The 15,873-nt window shown below is 46.6% G+C and carries 16 protein-coding genes and 1 other RNA gene; 8 read left to right on the top strand and 9 right to left on the bottom strand.

What is annotated here, in order from left to right; all coding sequences use genetic code 11:
• Positions 1-176 precede the first annotated feature (176 nt).
• From B3Z23_RS00630 to smpB, 4 genes are all read right to left on the bottom strand, one after another.
• Positions 177-2,120, bottom strand: a complete 1,944-nt coding sequence (locus tag B3Z23_RS00630; RefSeq protein WP_294900089.1) for a hypothetical protein — start codon at positions 2,118-2,120, stop codon at positions 177-179.
• A complete protein-coding gene (locus B3Z23_RS00625) occupies positions 2,117-3,334 on the bottom strand; it encodes an integrase domain-containing protein (RefSeq protein ID WP_294900086.1) in 1,218 nt (405 codons plus the stop codon). The genes B3Z23_RS00630 and B3Z23_RS00625 overlap by 4 nt, the downstream gene beginning before the upstream one ends.
• A 182-nt stretch (positions 3,335-3,516) precedes the next feature.
• Positions 3,517-3,880, bottom strand: a transfer-messenger RNA (tmRNA) gene (gene ssrA / locus B3Z23_RS00620).
• A 49-nt stretch (positions 3,881-3,929) separates the two neighbouring features.
• A complete protein-coding gene (gene smpB / locus B3Z23_RS00615; protein ID WP_038022759.1) occupies positions 3,930-4,412 on the bottom strand; it encodes an SsrA-binding protein SmpB in 483 nt (160 codons plus the stop codon).
• 154 nt (positions 4,413-4,566) lie between these two features.
• Here smpB and B3Z23_RS00610 point away from each other — a divergent pair, with 154 nt between their 5' ends.
• Positions 4,567-5,001 carry a type II toxin-antitoxin system RatA family toxin gene (locus B3Z23_RS00610; protein ID WP_038022295.1) on the top strand — a complete coding sequence of 145 codons (435 nt, stop codon included), beginning with the start codon at positions 4,567-4,569 and terminating at the stop codon, positions 4,999-5,001.
• On the top strand, positions 4,994-5,290 hold the full coding sequence (locus tag B3Z23_RS00605; RefSeq protein WP_414716440.1) for an RnfH family protein: 297 nt from the start codon (positions 4,994-4,996) through the stop codon (positions 5,288-5,290). The genes B3Z23_RS00610 and B3Z23_RS00605 overlap by 8 nt, the downstream gene beginning before the upstream one ends.
• A 90-nt stretch (positions 5,291-5,380) precedes the next feature.
• Here B3Z23_RS00605 and bamE read toward each other — a convergent pair whose 3' ends face one another.
• The 3 genes from bamE to nadK all read right to left on the bottom strand — a co-directional run bounded on the left by bamE (position 5,381) and on the right by nadK (position 8,532).
• Positions 5,381-5,722, bottom strand: coding sequence for an outer membrane protein assembly factor BamE (gene bamE / locus B3Z23_RS00600; protein ID WP_294900080.1), 342 nt, complete (start codon positions 5,720-5,722; stop codon positions 5,381-5,383).
• A 184-nt stretch (positions 5,723-5,906) separates the two neighbouring features.
• Positions 5,907-7,568 carry a DNA repair protein RecN gene (gene recN / locus B3Z23_RS00595; protein ID WP_294900076.1) on the bottom strand — a complete coding sequence of 554 codons (1,662 nt, stop codon included), beginning with the start codon at positions 7,566-7,568 and terminating at the stop codon, positions 5,907-5,909.
• 85 nt (positions 7,569-7,653) lie between these two features.
• Positions 7,654-8,532, bottom strand: a complete 879-nt coding sequence (gene nadK / locus B3Z23_RS00590) for an NAD(+) kinase (protein WP_294900072.1) — start codon at positions 8,530-8,532, stop codon at positions 7,654-7,656.
• Positions 8,533-8,651: 119 nt separating this feature from the next.
• On the opposite strand from nadK, the gene grpE reads away from it, so the two are divergent.
• Positions 8,652-9,236: a nucleotide exchange factor GrpE gene (gene grpE, locus B3Z23_RS00585; RefSeq protein WP_294900069.1), complete on the top strand. Its 585-nt coding sequence runs from the start codon at positions 8,652-8,654 to the stop codon at positions 9,234-9,236.
• 112 nt (positions 9,237-9,348) lie between these two features.
• Here grpE and ung read toward each other — a convergent pair whose 3' ends face one another.
• Positions 9,349-10,026, bottom strand: coding sequence for a uracil-DNA glycosylase (gene ung, locus B3Z23_RS00580; protein ID WP_294900162.1), 678 nt, complete (start codon positions 10,024-10,026; stop codon positions 9,349-9,351).
• Positions 10,027-10,282: 256 nt separating this feature from the next.
• Between ung and grcA the strand changes: the two genes are divergently transcribed.
• Positions 10,283-10,666, top strand: a complete 384-nt coding sequence (grcA, locus tag B3Z23_RS00575; protein WP_038022282.1) for an autonomous glycyl radical cofactor GrcA — start codon at positions 10,283-10,285, stop codon at positions 10,664-10,666.
• 233 nt (positions 10,667-10,899) lie between these two features.
• On the opposite strand, the gene srmB is transcribed toward grcA, so the two are convergent.
• Positions 10,900-12,246, bottom strand: a complete 1,347-nt coding sequence (gene srmB, locus B3Z23_RS00570) for an ATP-dependent RNA helicase SrmB (protein ID WP_294900064.1) — start codon at positions 12,244-12,246, stop codon at positions 10,900-10,902.
• A gap of 185 nt (positions 12,247-12,431) precedes the next feature.
• Here srmB and B3Z23_RS00565 point away from each other — a divergent pair, with 185 nt between their 5' ends.
• The 4 genes from B3Z23_RS00565 to rseB all read left to right on the top strand — a co-directional run bounded on the left by B3Z23_RS00565 (position 12,432) and on the right by rseB (position 15,873).
• Positions 12,432-13,190 carry a tRNA1(Val) (adenine(37)-N6)-methyltransferase gene (locus B3Z23_RS00565; RefSeq protein WP_294900061.1) on the top strand — a complete coding sequence of 253 codons (759 nt, stop codon included), beginning with the start codon at positions 12,432-12,434 and terminating at the stop codon, positions 13,188-13,190.
• Positions 13,191-13,661: 471 nt separating this feature from the next.
• A complete protein-coding gene (gene rpoE / locus B3Z23_RS00560; RefSeq protein WP_294900057.1) occupies positions 13,662-14,237 on the top strand; it encodes an RNA polymerase sigma factor RpoE in 576 nt (191 codons plus the stop codon).
• A 29-nt stretch (positions 14,238-14,266) separates the two neighbouring features.
• Complete coding sequence (rseA, locus tag B3Z23_RS00555) at positions 14,267-14,923, top strand: anti-sigma-E factor RseA (protein ID WP_294900054.1); 657 nt, start codon at positions 14,267-14,269, stop codon at positions 14,921-14,923.
• Positions 14,923-15,873 carry a sigma-E factor regulatory protein RseB gene (gene rseB / locus B3Z23_RS00550; RefSeq protein ID WP_294900051.1) on the top strand — a complete coding sequence of 317 codons (951 nt, stop codon included), beginning with the start codon at positions 14,923-14,925 and terminating at the stop codon, positions 15,871-15,873. The genes rseA and rseB overlap by 1 nt, the downstream gene beginning before the upstream one ends.

Here is a 15,873-nt window from a genome sequence, read left to right as displayed (position 1 = left end):
GGTTTTGCATGCGTTTTCGCGCGCCTGCACTCCCTGCCAGCGCCAGTCGCGGCACGGCCTGAGCCCACCTTTGCACCTGCATTAAAAGTGGCCCCTTAAGCGGGTAGGCGTGGCGGGGAGAGCATTGCGCGCAGATCTAAACTTGTCATTTAAATTATCTGCGCAACCCCTTTCTCCTACTCTGAAGATGATTCATCAAGGTCACTTGCGTAGTATCGATGTGGTTTTCTGTTTTTGTCGATACGAATATGGCCATCCCTTTCCAGCACTCTACCTCCCCAAGCAGAAATTTTCTGTCTTGTACAACCAACTGCATCGGCTATTTCACGTGCTGTCATAGCCTCATCAAAAGTTAATTGTGTTATTAGACCCAATATTTTAATTTCAACCTCAGCGAAGTTACCATGAGTTACAGGAGAATCTTGATGAATAATTTCAATAAGTTTTTCATCATCTTCGAAGCATCTTTTTATTTTGACTTTAATTAGTTCGGCTTCATCATAAATTTTATTGCAAGCAGGACATTTATAACTTTTGCGTTTCGTTTTGACAAAGTATGGATCGTATTTAGCTAGAACTTCGTCATAAATAAATCGTATTGGGGTGTAATCATCTTTTTTATTGGCGTATTTAATATTATTTTCTAAGCAAACATCATAATCAATAGCATAAAGATTATAGCTTCCTCCATGCTTAGAAACTACATTCTCAGATATAAAGTGCAGCATGAAATTTTCACATAAGACATTGAGATAATCCCTCCTTGAAGGATCGATCATCAGATGACTTGCTGCTCTATCTGGGAACTTATTTTTTTCTTGTAAAGCTTTTTCGATTATTGAGTTCCAAATATCCATATTGAATGGAGGTATCAAGCCCTTTTTAGAACTTCCAGTAAATTGTTTTTGATAAGTTTTTCTAGCGCATGTAATTCCATAGTTTATTTCTGCTAATCCAATTTTAGGGTCTTGTGAGTTAGATCTGGCTTGAATGAAAGCATTTTGAAGTATTATTCCAATAGTTCTTGATACCCCAAGGGTTTCTCGCGTTATTCGATAGAAAATCTCTTCTCTATTCCCCTTGAATATATCGGTAAACTTTAAATTTTGACAAAATTTCTCAATTCTTTTGTTGATTAATTGCTCTACGAAAACTTGCATTTTGTTAATGCCAGCAATTGCCCCATCAAATCTTTCAACATACTCATTGAAGTCAAGAGGAATAGAGAAAATATCTCTTCCAATAATTATCTTTTCGCCAAAGTCATATCGATCAGTTATTACGCCGACTTTAAAAAACATTCCTATTCTTGAGCCTAAGAATGATTTTAATAAGGAGCTGAATTTATTTTGTGATTCAGAATTAAGATCTGAGTATTCATCTAAAAAAATGTAAATAGCGTCAAGCTTTGCTTTATTTTTTATTTGGCTAATCTTGTTCAAGAAATCTTGGACATTCAAACCTTTTATTTTTGTGTGGCTGCTATTAGTGGACTTTTCAACTGAGTCAGTGATGCCTGCACTAATCTCTGCCTTGGTATAATCGGCCTTTGCTGAAAGGTTTACATCAGCTTTGTGTTTTTGTTGGCTACTTTCTTCTATTTTTCGGCTCGTGCTGATTGTTATACCTTCAACAAGTATTTTCTCTATATAGTCAAGATCATCTAGCGCCGGGTTTTCTTTTTTGAAAAGAATAAGGTGTTTTTCATTGTACATCAGTGCTAGCTGTTTTTTTAAAGAGTCGATAATTTGTCTAATAAAATGAATTTCTATTAACTCAAGATCGCTAGTTGAGTCAAAGATATCTATACATGTACTTAGATCGATAAAAATAGGAAGGACTTTTTTCGTGCCGAGTAAAGAGGTTGTTCCTTTTAGTTCAGGTGATATTGATTTTAAACACTCATAATATCCACGAAGTAGATTTGTTGTCTTTCCTGTTCCACGTCGACCAGATATGAAATTGTCTTGTTTTTGGAGTAAGCCGTTTAATATACCAAAGTAATCAATGAAATAATCCTCAAGAAGAGAAAGTTCCTTGATGTTATCAAGTGATATATAGTCAGCTCGCAAGATTGAATTAAATGCTGTACTGATGTTATCTGTATCTAATGCATTCATTTTAACGGTCCTTCATTAAATGTTTTCATATTAAATATATATTGTCCCCACCAGCTCATTAGATCCTTGCGGAGGATGAGATAATTTGACCTATTATAAGCTCGTCTTATCTCATTTTTATCAGTATGCGCTAATGCGGCTTCAATGATATCAGCATTAAACAAAGCTTCGTTCATGGCCGTACTAGCGATTGAGCGTAAACCATGAGCTACTAATTTTCCAGCATAACCAATCCTTTTTAATGCTGCATTAGCTGTCTGACTATTCATCGCTTGCTTTGGATCATTCCTGCTTGGGAAAACATGTTCTCGATGAGCACTGATAGGTTTCATCACTGCCAGAATCTCTAATGCCTGAGGAGATAGAGGTACAATGTGCTCACGCTTCGCTTTCATCCGTTCGGCGGGAATCGTCCAGAGTTTGGCATCGAGATCGATCTCTGCCCAACAAGCACCGGAGGCCTCAGAAGGGCGCACAAGTGTCAGAAGTTGCCATTCAATGAGACAGCGAGTTGAAACAGAGAGATTTGACATCACCAAAGAACGCATGAGTTTTGGTAACTCTTCTGGGCGTAGCGTCGGCATGTTTTGTTTTTTAGGCTTCTCAAAGGCCATGCCGACACCTGATGCCGGATTTGCATCAATCAGACCGGTGTTAACTGCATAAATCATTATCTCATTAATGCGCTGGACCAGGCGGCGAACCGTCTCTAGCGCACCACGTGCTTTGATTGGTTCCAATGCTTCAACAATCGTTCTGGCTTTAATCTCCTGAACAGGTATCGCGCCTATTGCCGGGAACACATCCTTATCTAAAGAGCGCCTAATATCTTTCGCGTAGTCTTCAGTGACGCTTTTGCTTTTTATTTTTAACCAGTTGGTGGCCACAGTTGAGAAAATGCTATCCAGCACAATCTGACGTTGTTCTGACGCTTGTTCCTGTTGCTGTTGTGGATCCATGCCTTGCGCTAGCGTGGTTAAGTGCTGGTCGCGTATCTGACGAGCTGCTGCGAGTGTAAGGGCAGGGTATGAACCGAGACTCAAATTTGTGCGGCTGCTGCTTCCCGGTCGTTGATAACGGAAGCGCCAGAGTTTTTTACCGGAGGTTTTGATGAGTAAGAACAGGCCATCACCATCATGTAGGGTGAAGTCTTTTTCGCGTGGTTTCGCTTTGAGGATTTCGTTGTTAGTCAGAGGCCGGGTAACACGCGCCATGTCTGGATTCCTTCCATAATTGGTACACGTTTATGGGCCACAGTATAGCGTGTACCTAAACGTGTACCAATTTTATCTGGATTTAGCCGGATATACCCGGACAACGACAGACACAAAAAAGCCCGCAAGGCTTATGCTATGCGGGCTTTCCGTACTTCACCGGACGTATCCGGATCATGATTTGGTGGAGCTGGCGGGAGTTGAACCCGCGTCCGAAATTACTACACCGTCGGCACTACATGCTTAGTCCAGTCTTTACATTCGCTTGTCAGCTGCGGATGGACACGCCACTAACAAACTAGCCTGATTAAGTTTAATGCTTCAACCCCAGGCAGGGTCTCCACACGATCTCTTTTGGGTTTGACCTCTCTTGATCCCCGTCCTAAGAGCGGAGGCTAGGGAGAGAGGGCTCTTAGCAGGTTATTAAGCTGCTAAAGCGTAGTTTTCGTCGTTTGCGACTATTTTTTTGCGGCTTTTTACGAGGCCAACCGCCCCTCGGCATGCTCCTTGGGCTTCGCAAATCCCGTCGAATCCAGAATCAGCCCCAGGTACTGTGATGCAGTATATCAGGAAAAGCTGTTGCTGCACCAGTGGTTTAGCGATTTCCTTTTTTCATAATCCGTGCTTTGTCTATTTTCCATTCACGTTCACGAATGTCGTCACGCTTGTCGTGTTCTTTCTTACCTTTGGCGACGCCAATCTTCAACTTACACCAGGCATTTTTCCAGTAAAGCGACAGCGCAACAATGGTATAACCTTCACGGTTTACCCGGCCGAAGATCGAATCCAGCTCCCGCTGTTTAAGTAATAACTTACGGTTACGGGTCGGATCGCAGACCACATGGGTTGAAGCGCCAATCAACGGCTGAAAGGTGGCACCAAACAGAAAGGCTTCACCATCACGCAGTAGAATGTAACTTTCACTGATATTGGCTTTACCAGCACGAAGAGATTTTACTTCCCATCCTTGTAACGACAGGCCGGCCTCAAATTCCTCTTCAATAAAGTATTCATGGCGGGCGCGTTTATTCAGGGCAATGGTTGCAGAACCGGGTTTGTGAGCTTTTTTCTTAGTCATAATATTGCTTATTTTACACCACTTATGCGCAGAAACCATCCCCGAATTCGGGGTAATAAGAAGCACATTCTAGCACGCCGGTAGCATGAAGACATTTTTGTTTAACTGTTGAAACTGGTATGATCATCAGGTTTTTTACTAAGCAGGAAGTGTTATGGCTCAGATTAGTCGTTCAGCGCTGGTCCCGTACAGTGCTGAAAAGATGTACCGGCTGGTGAATGATGTTGATGCATACCCACAATTTTTACCGGGATGCACCGGCAGCCGGATTCTCGACAGTTCAGAAGATCAAATGACCGCCTCGGTCGATGTTTCTAAAGCCGGGATAAGTAAAACGTTCACCACCCGCAACACACTGACCGATAATGAACGTATTCATATGCAACTGGTCGACGGTCCTTTTCGTAAACTGACCGGTGGATGGCATTTTGTGCCATTGGGCGATGATGCCTGTAAAGTCGAGTTAAGTCTTGATTTTGAATTTACCAACATGCTGGTTGAAATGGCATTCGGGCGGATCTTTAAGGAACTGGCCAACAGCATGGTGCAGGCGTTTACCGTCCGGGCAAAAGAGGTTTATCGTGGCTGATATCCAGGTAGAAGTTGTTTATGCCCTGCCTGAAAAACAGTATCTGCGAACGGTCAGAATCCCTGAAGGGAGTACCGTAGAACAGGCGATCACCGCTTCCGGACTGACAACTCTGCGCCGGGATATCAATATCTCCGAAAACAAAGTCGGTATATTTAGCCGTGCGGTTAAGCTGCATGATGAAGTGAGTGATGGGGACAGGGTCGAGATTTATCGCCCGTTACTGGCAGACCCTAAAGAACTGCGCCGCCAGCGGGCCGAGCGCTCGGCAAATGCCAGCAAAAAGTAATTCTCACGGCCAGATTTAAAAAAATAGCGCAGTAATCACTGCGCTGTCCTTTCTGCACTGCCGGACTATCTTACCGGGAATGCCAACCGATTAGTTTTTCGTCAGAGCCGGTTTGTTATCAATATTAGTCAGTATTCCGCTGCTGTTAAAGGTCAGTGTCAGAGTCTGCTGAGTAATGCCTTCATGGCCTGGTTCACGACGGAATACGTAGTACCAGACATTACTGCCAAACGGATCGCGCATCATCGGAGTTCCGAGAGTATACGCCACCTGTTGCTGAGTCATACCGGTATGAAGTTTGCTGATATCACTCGCGACCAGATAGTTACCCTGGTTAATATCCGGACGATAGACGACCTTTTCTATAGTTGAGCAACCAGCGGTTGCCATCAACATTACTACTGCAGCAGCAGCCAGTATTTTACTGCGCATGTATACATTCCTTTTTCGGACACATATGCCTGTGCAAGGCGGTTTTTGCCATCAACGATGAATTCTGCCTGTAACAGGTTTGCTTCGTCCGGCGAGATAAGATATCGATAATAATAGACCTTTCGCCGGATGGAAACCTTTGCAGAGTATGCATATGACTTCCGAACGATAAAAAAGTGCCAAATCATGCAGCTAAAAGTTCTCTGGCATTCGCCAGGGTATTACGGGTGACTTCACTTCCTCCCAGTAACCGTGCCAGTTCATGCAGTCTTGCCTGTTTATCCAGCAGACGCATCTGGGTTTCGGTCATGGTTCCGTCAGTAATTTTACTGATGAAGAAATGGCTGTGACCACAACCCGCCACCTGTGGCAGATGAGTGACACACATCACCTGGGTTGATTCTCCCAGTTGACGTAGCATTTTTCCGACGATGGCGGCCGTCGGACCACTAATGCCGACATCCACTTCGTCGAAAATCATTGCCGGGGTCTCCATTTTCTTCGCCGTGATCACCTGAATGGCCAGTGCAATACGCGATAACTCTCCGCCGGAAGCGACTTTAGCCAGCGGCTGTAAAGGTTGTCCCGGGTTAGTACTGACACGGAATTCAATGGTATCTGCACCTTCTGGTGTCAGACGATCAGCATTGAATGTGACATCAATAATAAAACGGCCATGCTGCATCGATAACTGATGGATTGAATCAGTAATTCTGGCAGCGAGTTCAGCCGCAAACTGACAACGCTGCTGATGCAGTTGCTGTGCCGTTTCCAGGGCAGCCTGATGATGTTTACTGACCTTCAGACTCAACTGTTCAAGTTCTTCGTCGTGTGATTCTAACTGCTGGTACTCAGACAGTAATTGCTGATGCAATTCCGGTAGGTTTTCCGGTGAGACATGGTGTTTGCGGGCCAGAGAAATCTGCCGCGAAATACGCTGTTCCAGTTCCTGTAAGCGGTTCGGATCAAGATCAATGCGTTCGCAGTAGTGGCGCAGTTCATCTCCGGCTTCACTTATCAGAATGGCTGCATCTTCCAGCATACTCAGGACGGGTGTCAGGGCTTCATCCATAGGCAGTAATTCACTGACACTCTGGCGTGCTGTATGCAGTAAAGATTGCAGGCTAAGATCCTCGCCTTCAGAGACTATCCGTGAGGCCTGCTGACTCAGGGTTAATCGCTGGCCACTGCTGGCCAGCTGTTTGTATTCAGTGTCTGCACCCTCAAACTCACCGGTAACCGGTGCGAAACTGTTGAGCTCTTTCAACTGATACTGAAGTAATTCTCTGCGAGATTCCCGTTCCTGAGTCTGTTTTTGCAGGCTGGCCAGCGCGCGACAGGCAGAATACCATTGCTGATAATGGTGGCGCATGGTTTCACACAGCGGGGTCGGATCGGCATAAGCGTCCAGTAAAAAGCGCTGGTGCTCAGGTTTAAGCAACAACTGATGTGCATGCTGACCATGAATCTGAATGAGCAGTTGGCCAAGCTCCCGGAGCTGTGAAAGGGGGACGGCGGTGCCGTTGATAAATCCACGCGAGCGTCCATCGGCGTTAATCACCCGGCGTAGCAGGCACTCGTCGTTATCATCCAGATGATTATCGGCAAGCCACTGGCGGGCAGAGGGGGAAGATTGCAGACGAAAACGCGCGCAGATATCCGCCCGCGAAGCTCCGGGCCGCACCATTTCTGCCTCTGCTCTGGCTCCAAGGCACAGGCTAAGCGCATCAATCGCAATCGACTTTCCGGCACCGGTTTCCCCGGTGATGCTAGTCATACCTTGTTGGAAGTCGATATCCAGTTCACGGACAATTGCAAAATTACTGATGGTCAGTTGTGCCAGCATAATATCACCTGTATAGAAAAACATGACTGTTTTTTTAAACAGTATAATCCGCTTTTTTACACAGTAAAGGGTGTCTGGCACATTTTTAAAATAATTTTTTCGACCAACCAAGTTTCGTGCTTAACGTATTAAAATAATTGTAATTTTTTGGATGTATCAGGTCCAGGTGCTGTGGGCTGCGTTTGATCAGTACTTCTTCACCTTCCTGTATGGGCAGTGCTATCTGGCTGTCGCAACTTATTTCGAGATCACTGCGCAGTGATGAGAACCGCAGGTGGATTTCGCTGCTGCTGTTGATAACCAGTGGCCTGGCTGACAGCGTATGGGGAAACATGGGAACTACGCTGATAGCTTCCAGGCCAGGTGTCAGAATCGGGCCACCGGCAGAGAGGGAGTAGGCCGTTGAGCCGGTGGGAGTGGCAATAATTAAACCGTCAGAGCGCTGGGAGAAAGCGAAGTTATTGTCGATATACACTTCAAATTCAATCATATGGGCCACTTTCCCCGGATGCAGCACTATTTCGTTGATAGCTGTGGCAATCCGTGGCGACCCTTGAGGTAACGAGACCCTGGCTTCCAGCAGAAACCGCTGCTCAGTAAAATAATGTCCATCCAGCACTTCGGAGAGCTGCTGACGGGCATTCTCCGGGTCCAGATCGGTCAGAAATCCAAGGTTGCCACGGTTAACCCCAATGACTTTGATATCGTAACGGGAAAGCACTCTGGCGGCTCCCAGCATATTACCGTCACCCCCGATGACAACAGCCAGATCAGCCTGCTGGCCGATTTCAGCTAATGTTCCGGTATTAACCTGCTGCAAATTGAGTTCATTGGCAATTTGTTCTTCAACCACGACCTGGTAGCCTTCACCGGTCAGCCAGCGACACAACATTTCATGAGTGGCGAGGGCATTCGGGTGGCGTGGGTGCCCGACAATTCCGATGCATTTAAAAAATTTGTTCATTTGCAGGCAACTCCTCCAGCCAAAACACAAGTGAATATCACACAGTCCCTTGAATCCGTCATTTTGATCCCCATAATAAGCCCAACGGCGAAATGAATATGGAAAACGCGGAGATTTTCATGAGCAGTAAAGAACAGAATAACCCTAACGAGCAATTTTCAGAAGAGCAGGCGGCAGAACAACAGGCTGCGGCTGAAAATGCAGACACTTCCGGAACCGTTGATCCACGCGATGAGCGTATTGCAGAACTGGAAGCGGAGCTGGCGAAACTGAGTAACGGCGTGCGTGATGCACAGTTACGTGCACAGGCTGAAATTGAAAATATTCGCCGTCGAACCGAACTGGATGTCGAAAAAGCACATAAGTTTGCGCTGGAAAAATTTTCTAACGAATTACTGCCGGTGATTGATAGTCTGGAACGTGCATTGCAGGTTGCTGACAAAAGTAACAGTGAGCTGGCCTCGATGATTGAAGGGATCGAACTGACTCTGAAATCGTTGTTAGATGCAGTGCGTAAATTTGGCGTGGAAGTGGTGGGTGAAACCCACGTACCTTTCAATCCGGATGTTCATCAGGCGATGTCAATGGTGGAATCTGATGAAGTGGCGCCGAACCACGTACTGATGGTGATGCAAAATGGTTACACCCTGAACGGCCGTCTGCTACGTCCGGCGATGGTTGCGGTGTCTAAAGCCAAAGCATAATATTACCCCGCAGATGACTGCGGGGGAGTCGCCTGGTCTGTCCATGATTTTTATGGCGGGTCCACAGGTGCTAAACCGTCTGGCCGGGGCTGCCGGGCAGACGGTTTATTGTTTATGGCAATACCGGCATCCAGTCAATGGGATCCCGGCCGGACTGCTGTAATAAGGCATTGGCCGAGGAAAATGGCTTACTACCGAAAAATCCACGATGCGCTGATAACGGGGATGGATGTGGTGCCTGCAAAACATGGTGGCGCTGTCTGTCGATAATGGCACCTTTTTTCTGCGCATGAGCCCCCCACAACAGAAACACGACTCCCTGTCTGTGCTGATTGATCAGCGAAATGACGGTATCCGTGAATTGTTCCCATCCCAGCCTGGCATGTGAATGCGCTTTTCCTGCTTCTACGGTCAATACCGTGTTTAGCAGCAATACTCCCTGAGTCGCCCAACTGGCAAGGTAGCCATGACCCGGGCGGACAAAGCCCTCAATATCCTGTTCCAGCTCTTTATACATGTTCAGTAATGACGGAGGTGTTGCTACGCCCGGTAACACCGAAAATGCCAGACCATGCGCTTGTCCCGGCCCGTGATAGGGGTCCTGGCCGAGGATGACAACTTTAACCTGGTGCAGTTCGGTTAACCTGAAGGCATTGAAAACATCCTTTTGTGGAGGGTATACGGTGACCCCTTCTCTGCGGCGTTGTTCAACGCTTTGCAGGGTCTGAATAAAATAGTCCTGCTGCTTTTCGGGAGCCAGTACGTCATGCCATGTTAATGTTGTCATTATTCCCTCCTGAATATTATGCCGGTCAGCTTAATGATTTTATCTTGCGGGTAAAGCCTTAAAAATAATTTGAAAAAATACAAATTATATTTATCCATAAAGAACATAAATATCATATGGTTAAGGATTTAGTATCACTATCGATGGCTGTTTATTGATAAAGGTCAAGGAATTCTGTCTGCTCATTAGTTATACAATGACGATGAAGTTGATCCAGACAAATTCTTTGATAAGACAGTTTCAGCCCCGGAGGCAACCTATGATTAATGGAATTCAAATCACTAAATCCAGTAATAATGCATTGCTTAATTCTTTCTGGTTACTGGATGAAGAAAATGCAGAAGCACGCTGCCTGTGTGCAAAAGGGGATTACCAGCCAGACCAGCTTGTCCCGCTTCATGAACTCGGTGAAATCGAATATCGTGAGATTCCGCTGGAAATGAAACCTCAGGTTCGGGTAGAAGGTGGCCAGCACCTTAACGTGAATGTATTACGCCGTGAAACGCTGGAAGATGCTGTAAAACATCCGGAAAAATATCCGCAACTGACTATCAGGGTTTCGGGTTATGCGGTACGTTTCAACTCTCTGACTCCTGAACAGCAGCGTGATGTTATCACCCGTACATTTACCGAAAGTCTGTAACTGATTCCCGGACTGAAAAAGGGCGCCTGAGCGCCTTTTTTATTACTCTTTATTATTGATAATAAAGAGATTAATCTGCGCAGGGCTGTTTTTTCCGGTCTGGCAATATTCAGCAATAACACCACAGGAATGAATCTGCAGGACGGGAGGTTAAAAACAAAAAATCGCCCGAAGTGGGCGATTTGAGAGTACGACAAATGAACCCGAGGGCTCAATGTTAAGGCTGATAATTTTTACTCAGCAGAATCTTTCGCAGTTCCGGGGGCCGTTTCACCCGGTGATGTTACTGGCTTGCGACGTTTTCCGATATTCTTGCTATCACGATGACGCACCTTCACGCGCGGTTTTTGTGCCTCTTCATTTTTCTTCTGTTTACGTTTTTCCAGCTGTTTTTTCGATGGCTTTTTTGGACCGGTGGCGGAAGGCGCACGGGTTTTTGGCCTTAATTCGTCGATAGTTCTGCTCTTCAGGGGTTCATTTAAATAGCGCCCAATTTTAATCAGCAACTCGTTATCATGGGCTTCAACCAGCGAGAGTGCTGTCCCTTTTTTACCGGCACGCCCGGTCCGGCCAATCCGGTGCAGATAGATGTCTGCAGTACGCGGCAGATCAAAGTTGATGACCAGAGTCACATCGTCGATATCGATACCACGTGCCGCCACATCGGTTGCAACCAGTACGTTCACACGGCCTTCGGTCAGACGTTTAATGGCTTCATTACGTTTTGCCTGAACCATCTCACCTTCAAGATAGCTGCAACGGATATCTGCCTGTCGCAGCCATTCCGCCACTTCATGCAGCCTCTCGCGCTTGCGGACAAAAACGATCGTCCGGCTGGCGTCAGGTTGTTTAAGAAGATGAATCAACAACCGGGTTTTGTGTTCCAGGTCATCGGCACGGTAATACCATTGCTGTATTTTTTTACGTTCGCGACGGCTGGGTTCCGCCTCGATAGTGACCGGGTCATTCAGCAGACGATCGGCGAAATCTTCAATATGTTCGCCTTCCAGGGTGGCTGAAAATAACAGTGTCTGCTTGCGCCAGCGGGTTTCTCCGGCAATGGTTTCAATATCCTGAGCAAACCCCATGTCCACCATCCGGTCAGCTTCATCGAGGATTAGGGTTTCAACGGCGCGGCAATCAAAGTTTTCTTCTTTAATATATTGCAGCAAACGACCGGTGGTCGCGACCACAACATCCTGATTAGTGCTGAATACTTCGGCATGGTTCATATAAGCCACACCGCCAGTAATGGTCGAAATATCCAGGTGAGTATATTTCGCCAGTTCACGTGCCTGATCTGCCACCTGCATCGCCAGTTCACGAGTCGGAGTCAGAATTAAAATACGTGGGGGACCGGATTTTTTACGTGGAAAATCGAGCAGATGTTGTAAAGCGGGCAGTAAGTAGGCCGCTGTTTTTCCGGTACCCGTGGGCGCCGAACCCAGGACATCACGGCCGTCCAGTGCAGGCGGAATAGCCTCTGCCTGAATTGCAGTAGGGCGCTCGTAGTTTTTATCCTGCAGAGCATTCAGCAGGCTTTCATCTAATTCAAGTTCGGAAAATGTGGTTACAGTCATGGTCTACCTCTGTTTGGGGCGCTGATTATAGACACTTCAGACGCATTCTTCATCTGTTGTCTGCGTCTGATGACCGCGGAAGAGCATTTCCGGCGGTAAAATTTATGAAGACGACAATTTCTCACGGTAATATTTCTGTTGTGCGGTTACACTTGCCGAACAGGGTAACTGACCCTGAGTTGTTAATGCAGGACAGGAAGATTGCCGTGCCACAGAGTTTTAAGAAAAATGGTTTTACCTTTCGACAGTTTTTTGTCGCCCATGACCAGTGTGGCATGAAAGTCAGCACTGACGGTATTATTTTAGGTGCCACAACACCCGTCCCTCTCGATGGAAAGTTACTGGACATTGGCAGTGGAAGCGGGCTGATTTCCTTAATGATGGCGCAACGAATCCATGAGGCAGGCAAAGTTGTGCAGATTGATGCGGTTGAAATTGATTTGGCGGCGGTGCGTCAGTCAAAAGAAAATATTGCGCAGTCACCCTGGCCGGATACGATACAGGTTCACCATGCTAATATCCTGACGTGGGAGCCTCCGCACTCCCGGCGCTATAGTGTGATAGTCAGCAATCCTCCCTTTTTCTCCGCCGGGGTGAACTGTAGTAGTCACTCCCGGCAAACCGCGCGTTACACTACCACACTGAGTCACCAGGCATTACTTAGGAGTGCACAACAACATCTCTCTGCTGAGGGTTGGTTTTGCGTGATTTTGCCGGTGGTTGCCGGAGAGGAATTTATCACCCTTGCTCAACTTGATGGCTGGATATTACGTCATTGCCGACGCATTAGTGAGTTTGCAGACCGGCAACCCCACCGGTTGTTTATCGCGTTTTCATTAAATTCCGGACATTGTGCTGATGACAGTCTGGTGATCCGCGATTCTTCAGGGAAGTATTCCGATGACTTTCGGCAACTGACGGGGAATTTCTATTTACCACGCTAAACGTAGGGTTAGCAGGCATTCATGAGGAGTGATGTTTGTTGTAGTAATGCAGCCCCTGCTCTCAGGTTTCTGATAAATATTGCCACTATCTTCTTAATTTTTCGTAAAAAAACTGCATATCGGTTTACCCGAGCCACAGAAGCATATGACAATCACTGTTTTGCAGCTTTTTTTTGTTAAAAGCCTAAACTGACCCCTGAATTAGAGATGAAATGCTTTGTTCGATGAGGTAACCTGCCTGTTAAATCGCCTTTTACCCGTATCGGACGGGAGATGGGTGACGCAGTTCATCGATAGCACGAGGCCCGGGATGTTATCACAAACAGCCAATGGCGCTGTTACCCGGAGAATACAGGGAAACGCTGAACTTTCTTTAAAGTATCTACTCTAAGTCACTGCTTGCTCAGATCATGTGAGATGTTGCTGGTGGTTAATTGGATGTAGAACATATTTGTGGGGATATTACCTCGGATGAGCGAGCAGTTAACAGATCAGGTTCTTGTTGAGCGCGTCCAGAAAGGAGATCAAAAGTCATTTAACTTACTGGTGATTCGATACCAGCATAAAGTGGCGAGCCTTGTGTCGCGCTATGTACCGTCAGGGGATGTGCCGGACGTGGTGCAAGAGTCTTTTATTAAGGCCTATCGTGCCCTCGAGTCATTTCGTGGCGACAGTGCTTTTTATACGTGGTTATACCGTATCGCTGTAAACACAGCGAAAAATTACCTGGTTGCTCAGGGGCGTCGGCCACCGTCCAGTGATGTGGATGCAGTCGATGCAGAAAATTTCGAAAGTGCGGGTGCATTGAAAGAAATTTCGAACCCTGAGAACTTAATGTTGTCAGATGAACTGAAACAAATTGTCTTCAAAACTATAGAAACATTACCTGAGGACTTACGGATGGCAATCACACTCAGGGAACTTGATGGTTTGAGTTACGAAGAGATTGCCGAGATTATGGACTGTCCGGTCGGAACAGTGCGTTCCCGGATATTCCGGGCCCGTGAGGCTATCGATAACAAAGTTCAACCGCTGATCCAACGTTAGGGATGGCGGCTACTTGAAAGGTAAAAGGCATGCAGAAAGAACAACTTTCCGCTTTAATGGATGGTGAAATCTTAGATCAGTCATTGCTTTCTTCGCTGGCGAAAGACACGGAGTTACAGCAGAGCTGGACAAGCTACCACCTGATACGTGATACCTTACGTGGCGATGTAGGTTCCGTGGTTCATTTCGATATTTCTGCCCGTGTGGCTGAAGCTATCGCGCAGGAACCTGCCCGTAATGTGACCGCGTTTATCCCGGAAGCGCAGCCAGAACCTTCACGCTGGAGCAGGATGCCGTTTTTCGGCAAAAACCGCCCATGGGCAGCCCAACTGGTGCAGGTGGGTGTCGCAGCATGCGTTTCGCTGGCGGTAATTGTGGGTGTACAACATTATGGTAATTCTCCGGCTGGTGCTGGAAATGTAGCCGATACTTCGGATACCCCGGCATTTAATACTCTGCCAATGATGGGGAAAGCCTCACCAGTCAGTCTTGGAGTTCCTTCTGACATTTTTGATGCTGGTAATGCCAGCCAACAGGTTCAGGAACAACGTCGCCGTGTCAATGCGATGCTCCAGGACTATGAATTACAGCGTCGTCTGAATAATGATCAGTTTGAATCAGGAGTTCCTGAACAGGCTCAGATCAATGTGCCGGGTAATCAGTCTCTGGGTATTCAGCAGCAGTAATGAAAAAACCTTATATTCTGATGACTACACTGGTTGGTAGTCTGTTGTTTTCATCGGTGACCTCAGCGCAGGATTCTGCGTCTGAGGTCATGTTAGAAAAGATGGAAAAAGCCAGTGCCGCTCTCAATTATGAATTCGCCTACATCAATGTCTCCCGTCAGGGAATAGAATCTTTACGTTATCGCCATGCGATTGTTTCTGGCCAGACCTATGCACAGTTGTTGCAAATGGACGGACCGAGGCGTGAGATTATTCAGCGCGGTAAAGAAATCAGCTATTTTGAAGCCGGGCTGGAACCCTTTACTTTGCCAGGTGAGCATATTATCGACGGGTTGCCTTCGGTGTTGTACGCCGATTTTGACCGGCTGAAAAACTATTATGATTTCATTCCGGTAGGGCGTTCCCGTGTCGCCGATCAGATGTGTGATGTTGTCCGGGTCGTATCGCACGATGGTTCCCGCTATAGCTATGTTATCTGGCTGGATGTTGATACCTCGCTGCCACTACGCGTAGATTTGTTGGCTCAGGACGGTGAACCTATCGAACAATATCAGGTGATCAGTTTTGCGGTGGATGAAGGCGTCAGCCGGATGATGGAATCTCTGAAAAATGCCAGCCTGCCGCCGGTACTTTCTCTTCCTGCGGGGGATAAAGTCAGCTTCAACTGGAAACCGGGCTGGGTGCCGGCCGGAATGCAGATGATTTCACAAACCCGCCGTCAAATTCCTACGATGGGGAAAGCTTTTGAAACCAGGCTATACTCTGACGGGTTATTTAGTTTTACTATTAATGTCACGGATGCAGATAAAGATAGTCTGAATCAGTCATTGCGCACTGGACGACGTACGATTCAGGTCGAAATACGTAATAATAAGGAAATAAGTGTTGTGGGTGAGTTGCCTGCAGCTACTGCAAAACGTATTGCGGACAATGTCGACGTAGGTAACTGA

This window comes from Tatumella sp. UBA2305 (genome assembly GCF_002345795.1).
GTDB lineage: Bacteria > Pseudomonadota > Gammaproteobacteria > Enterobacterales > Enterobacteriaceae > Tatumella > Tatumella morbirosei.
The sequence above is the reverse complement of the archived record's forward strand: the minus strand, read 5'-3'. Positions and strand labels throughout refer to the sequence as shown.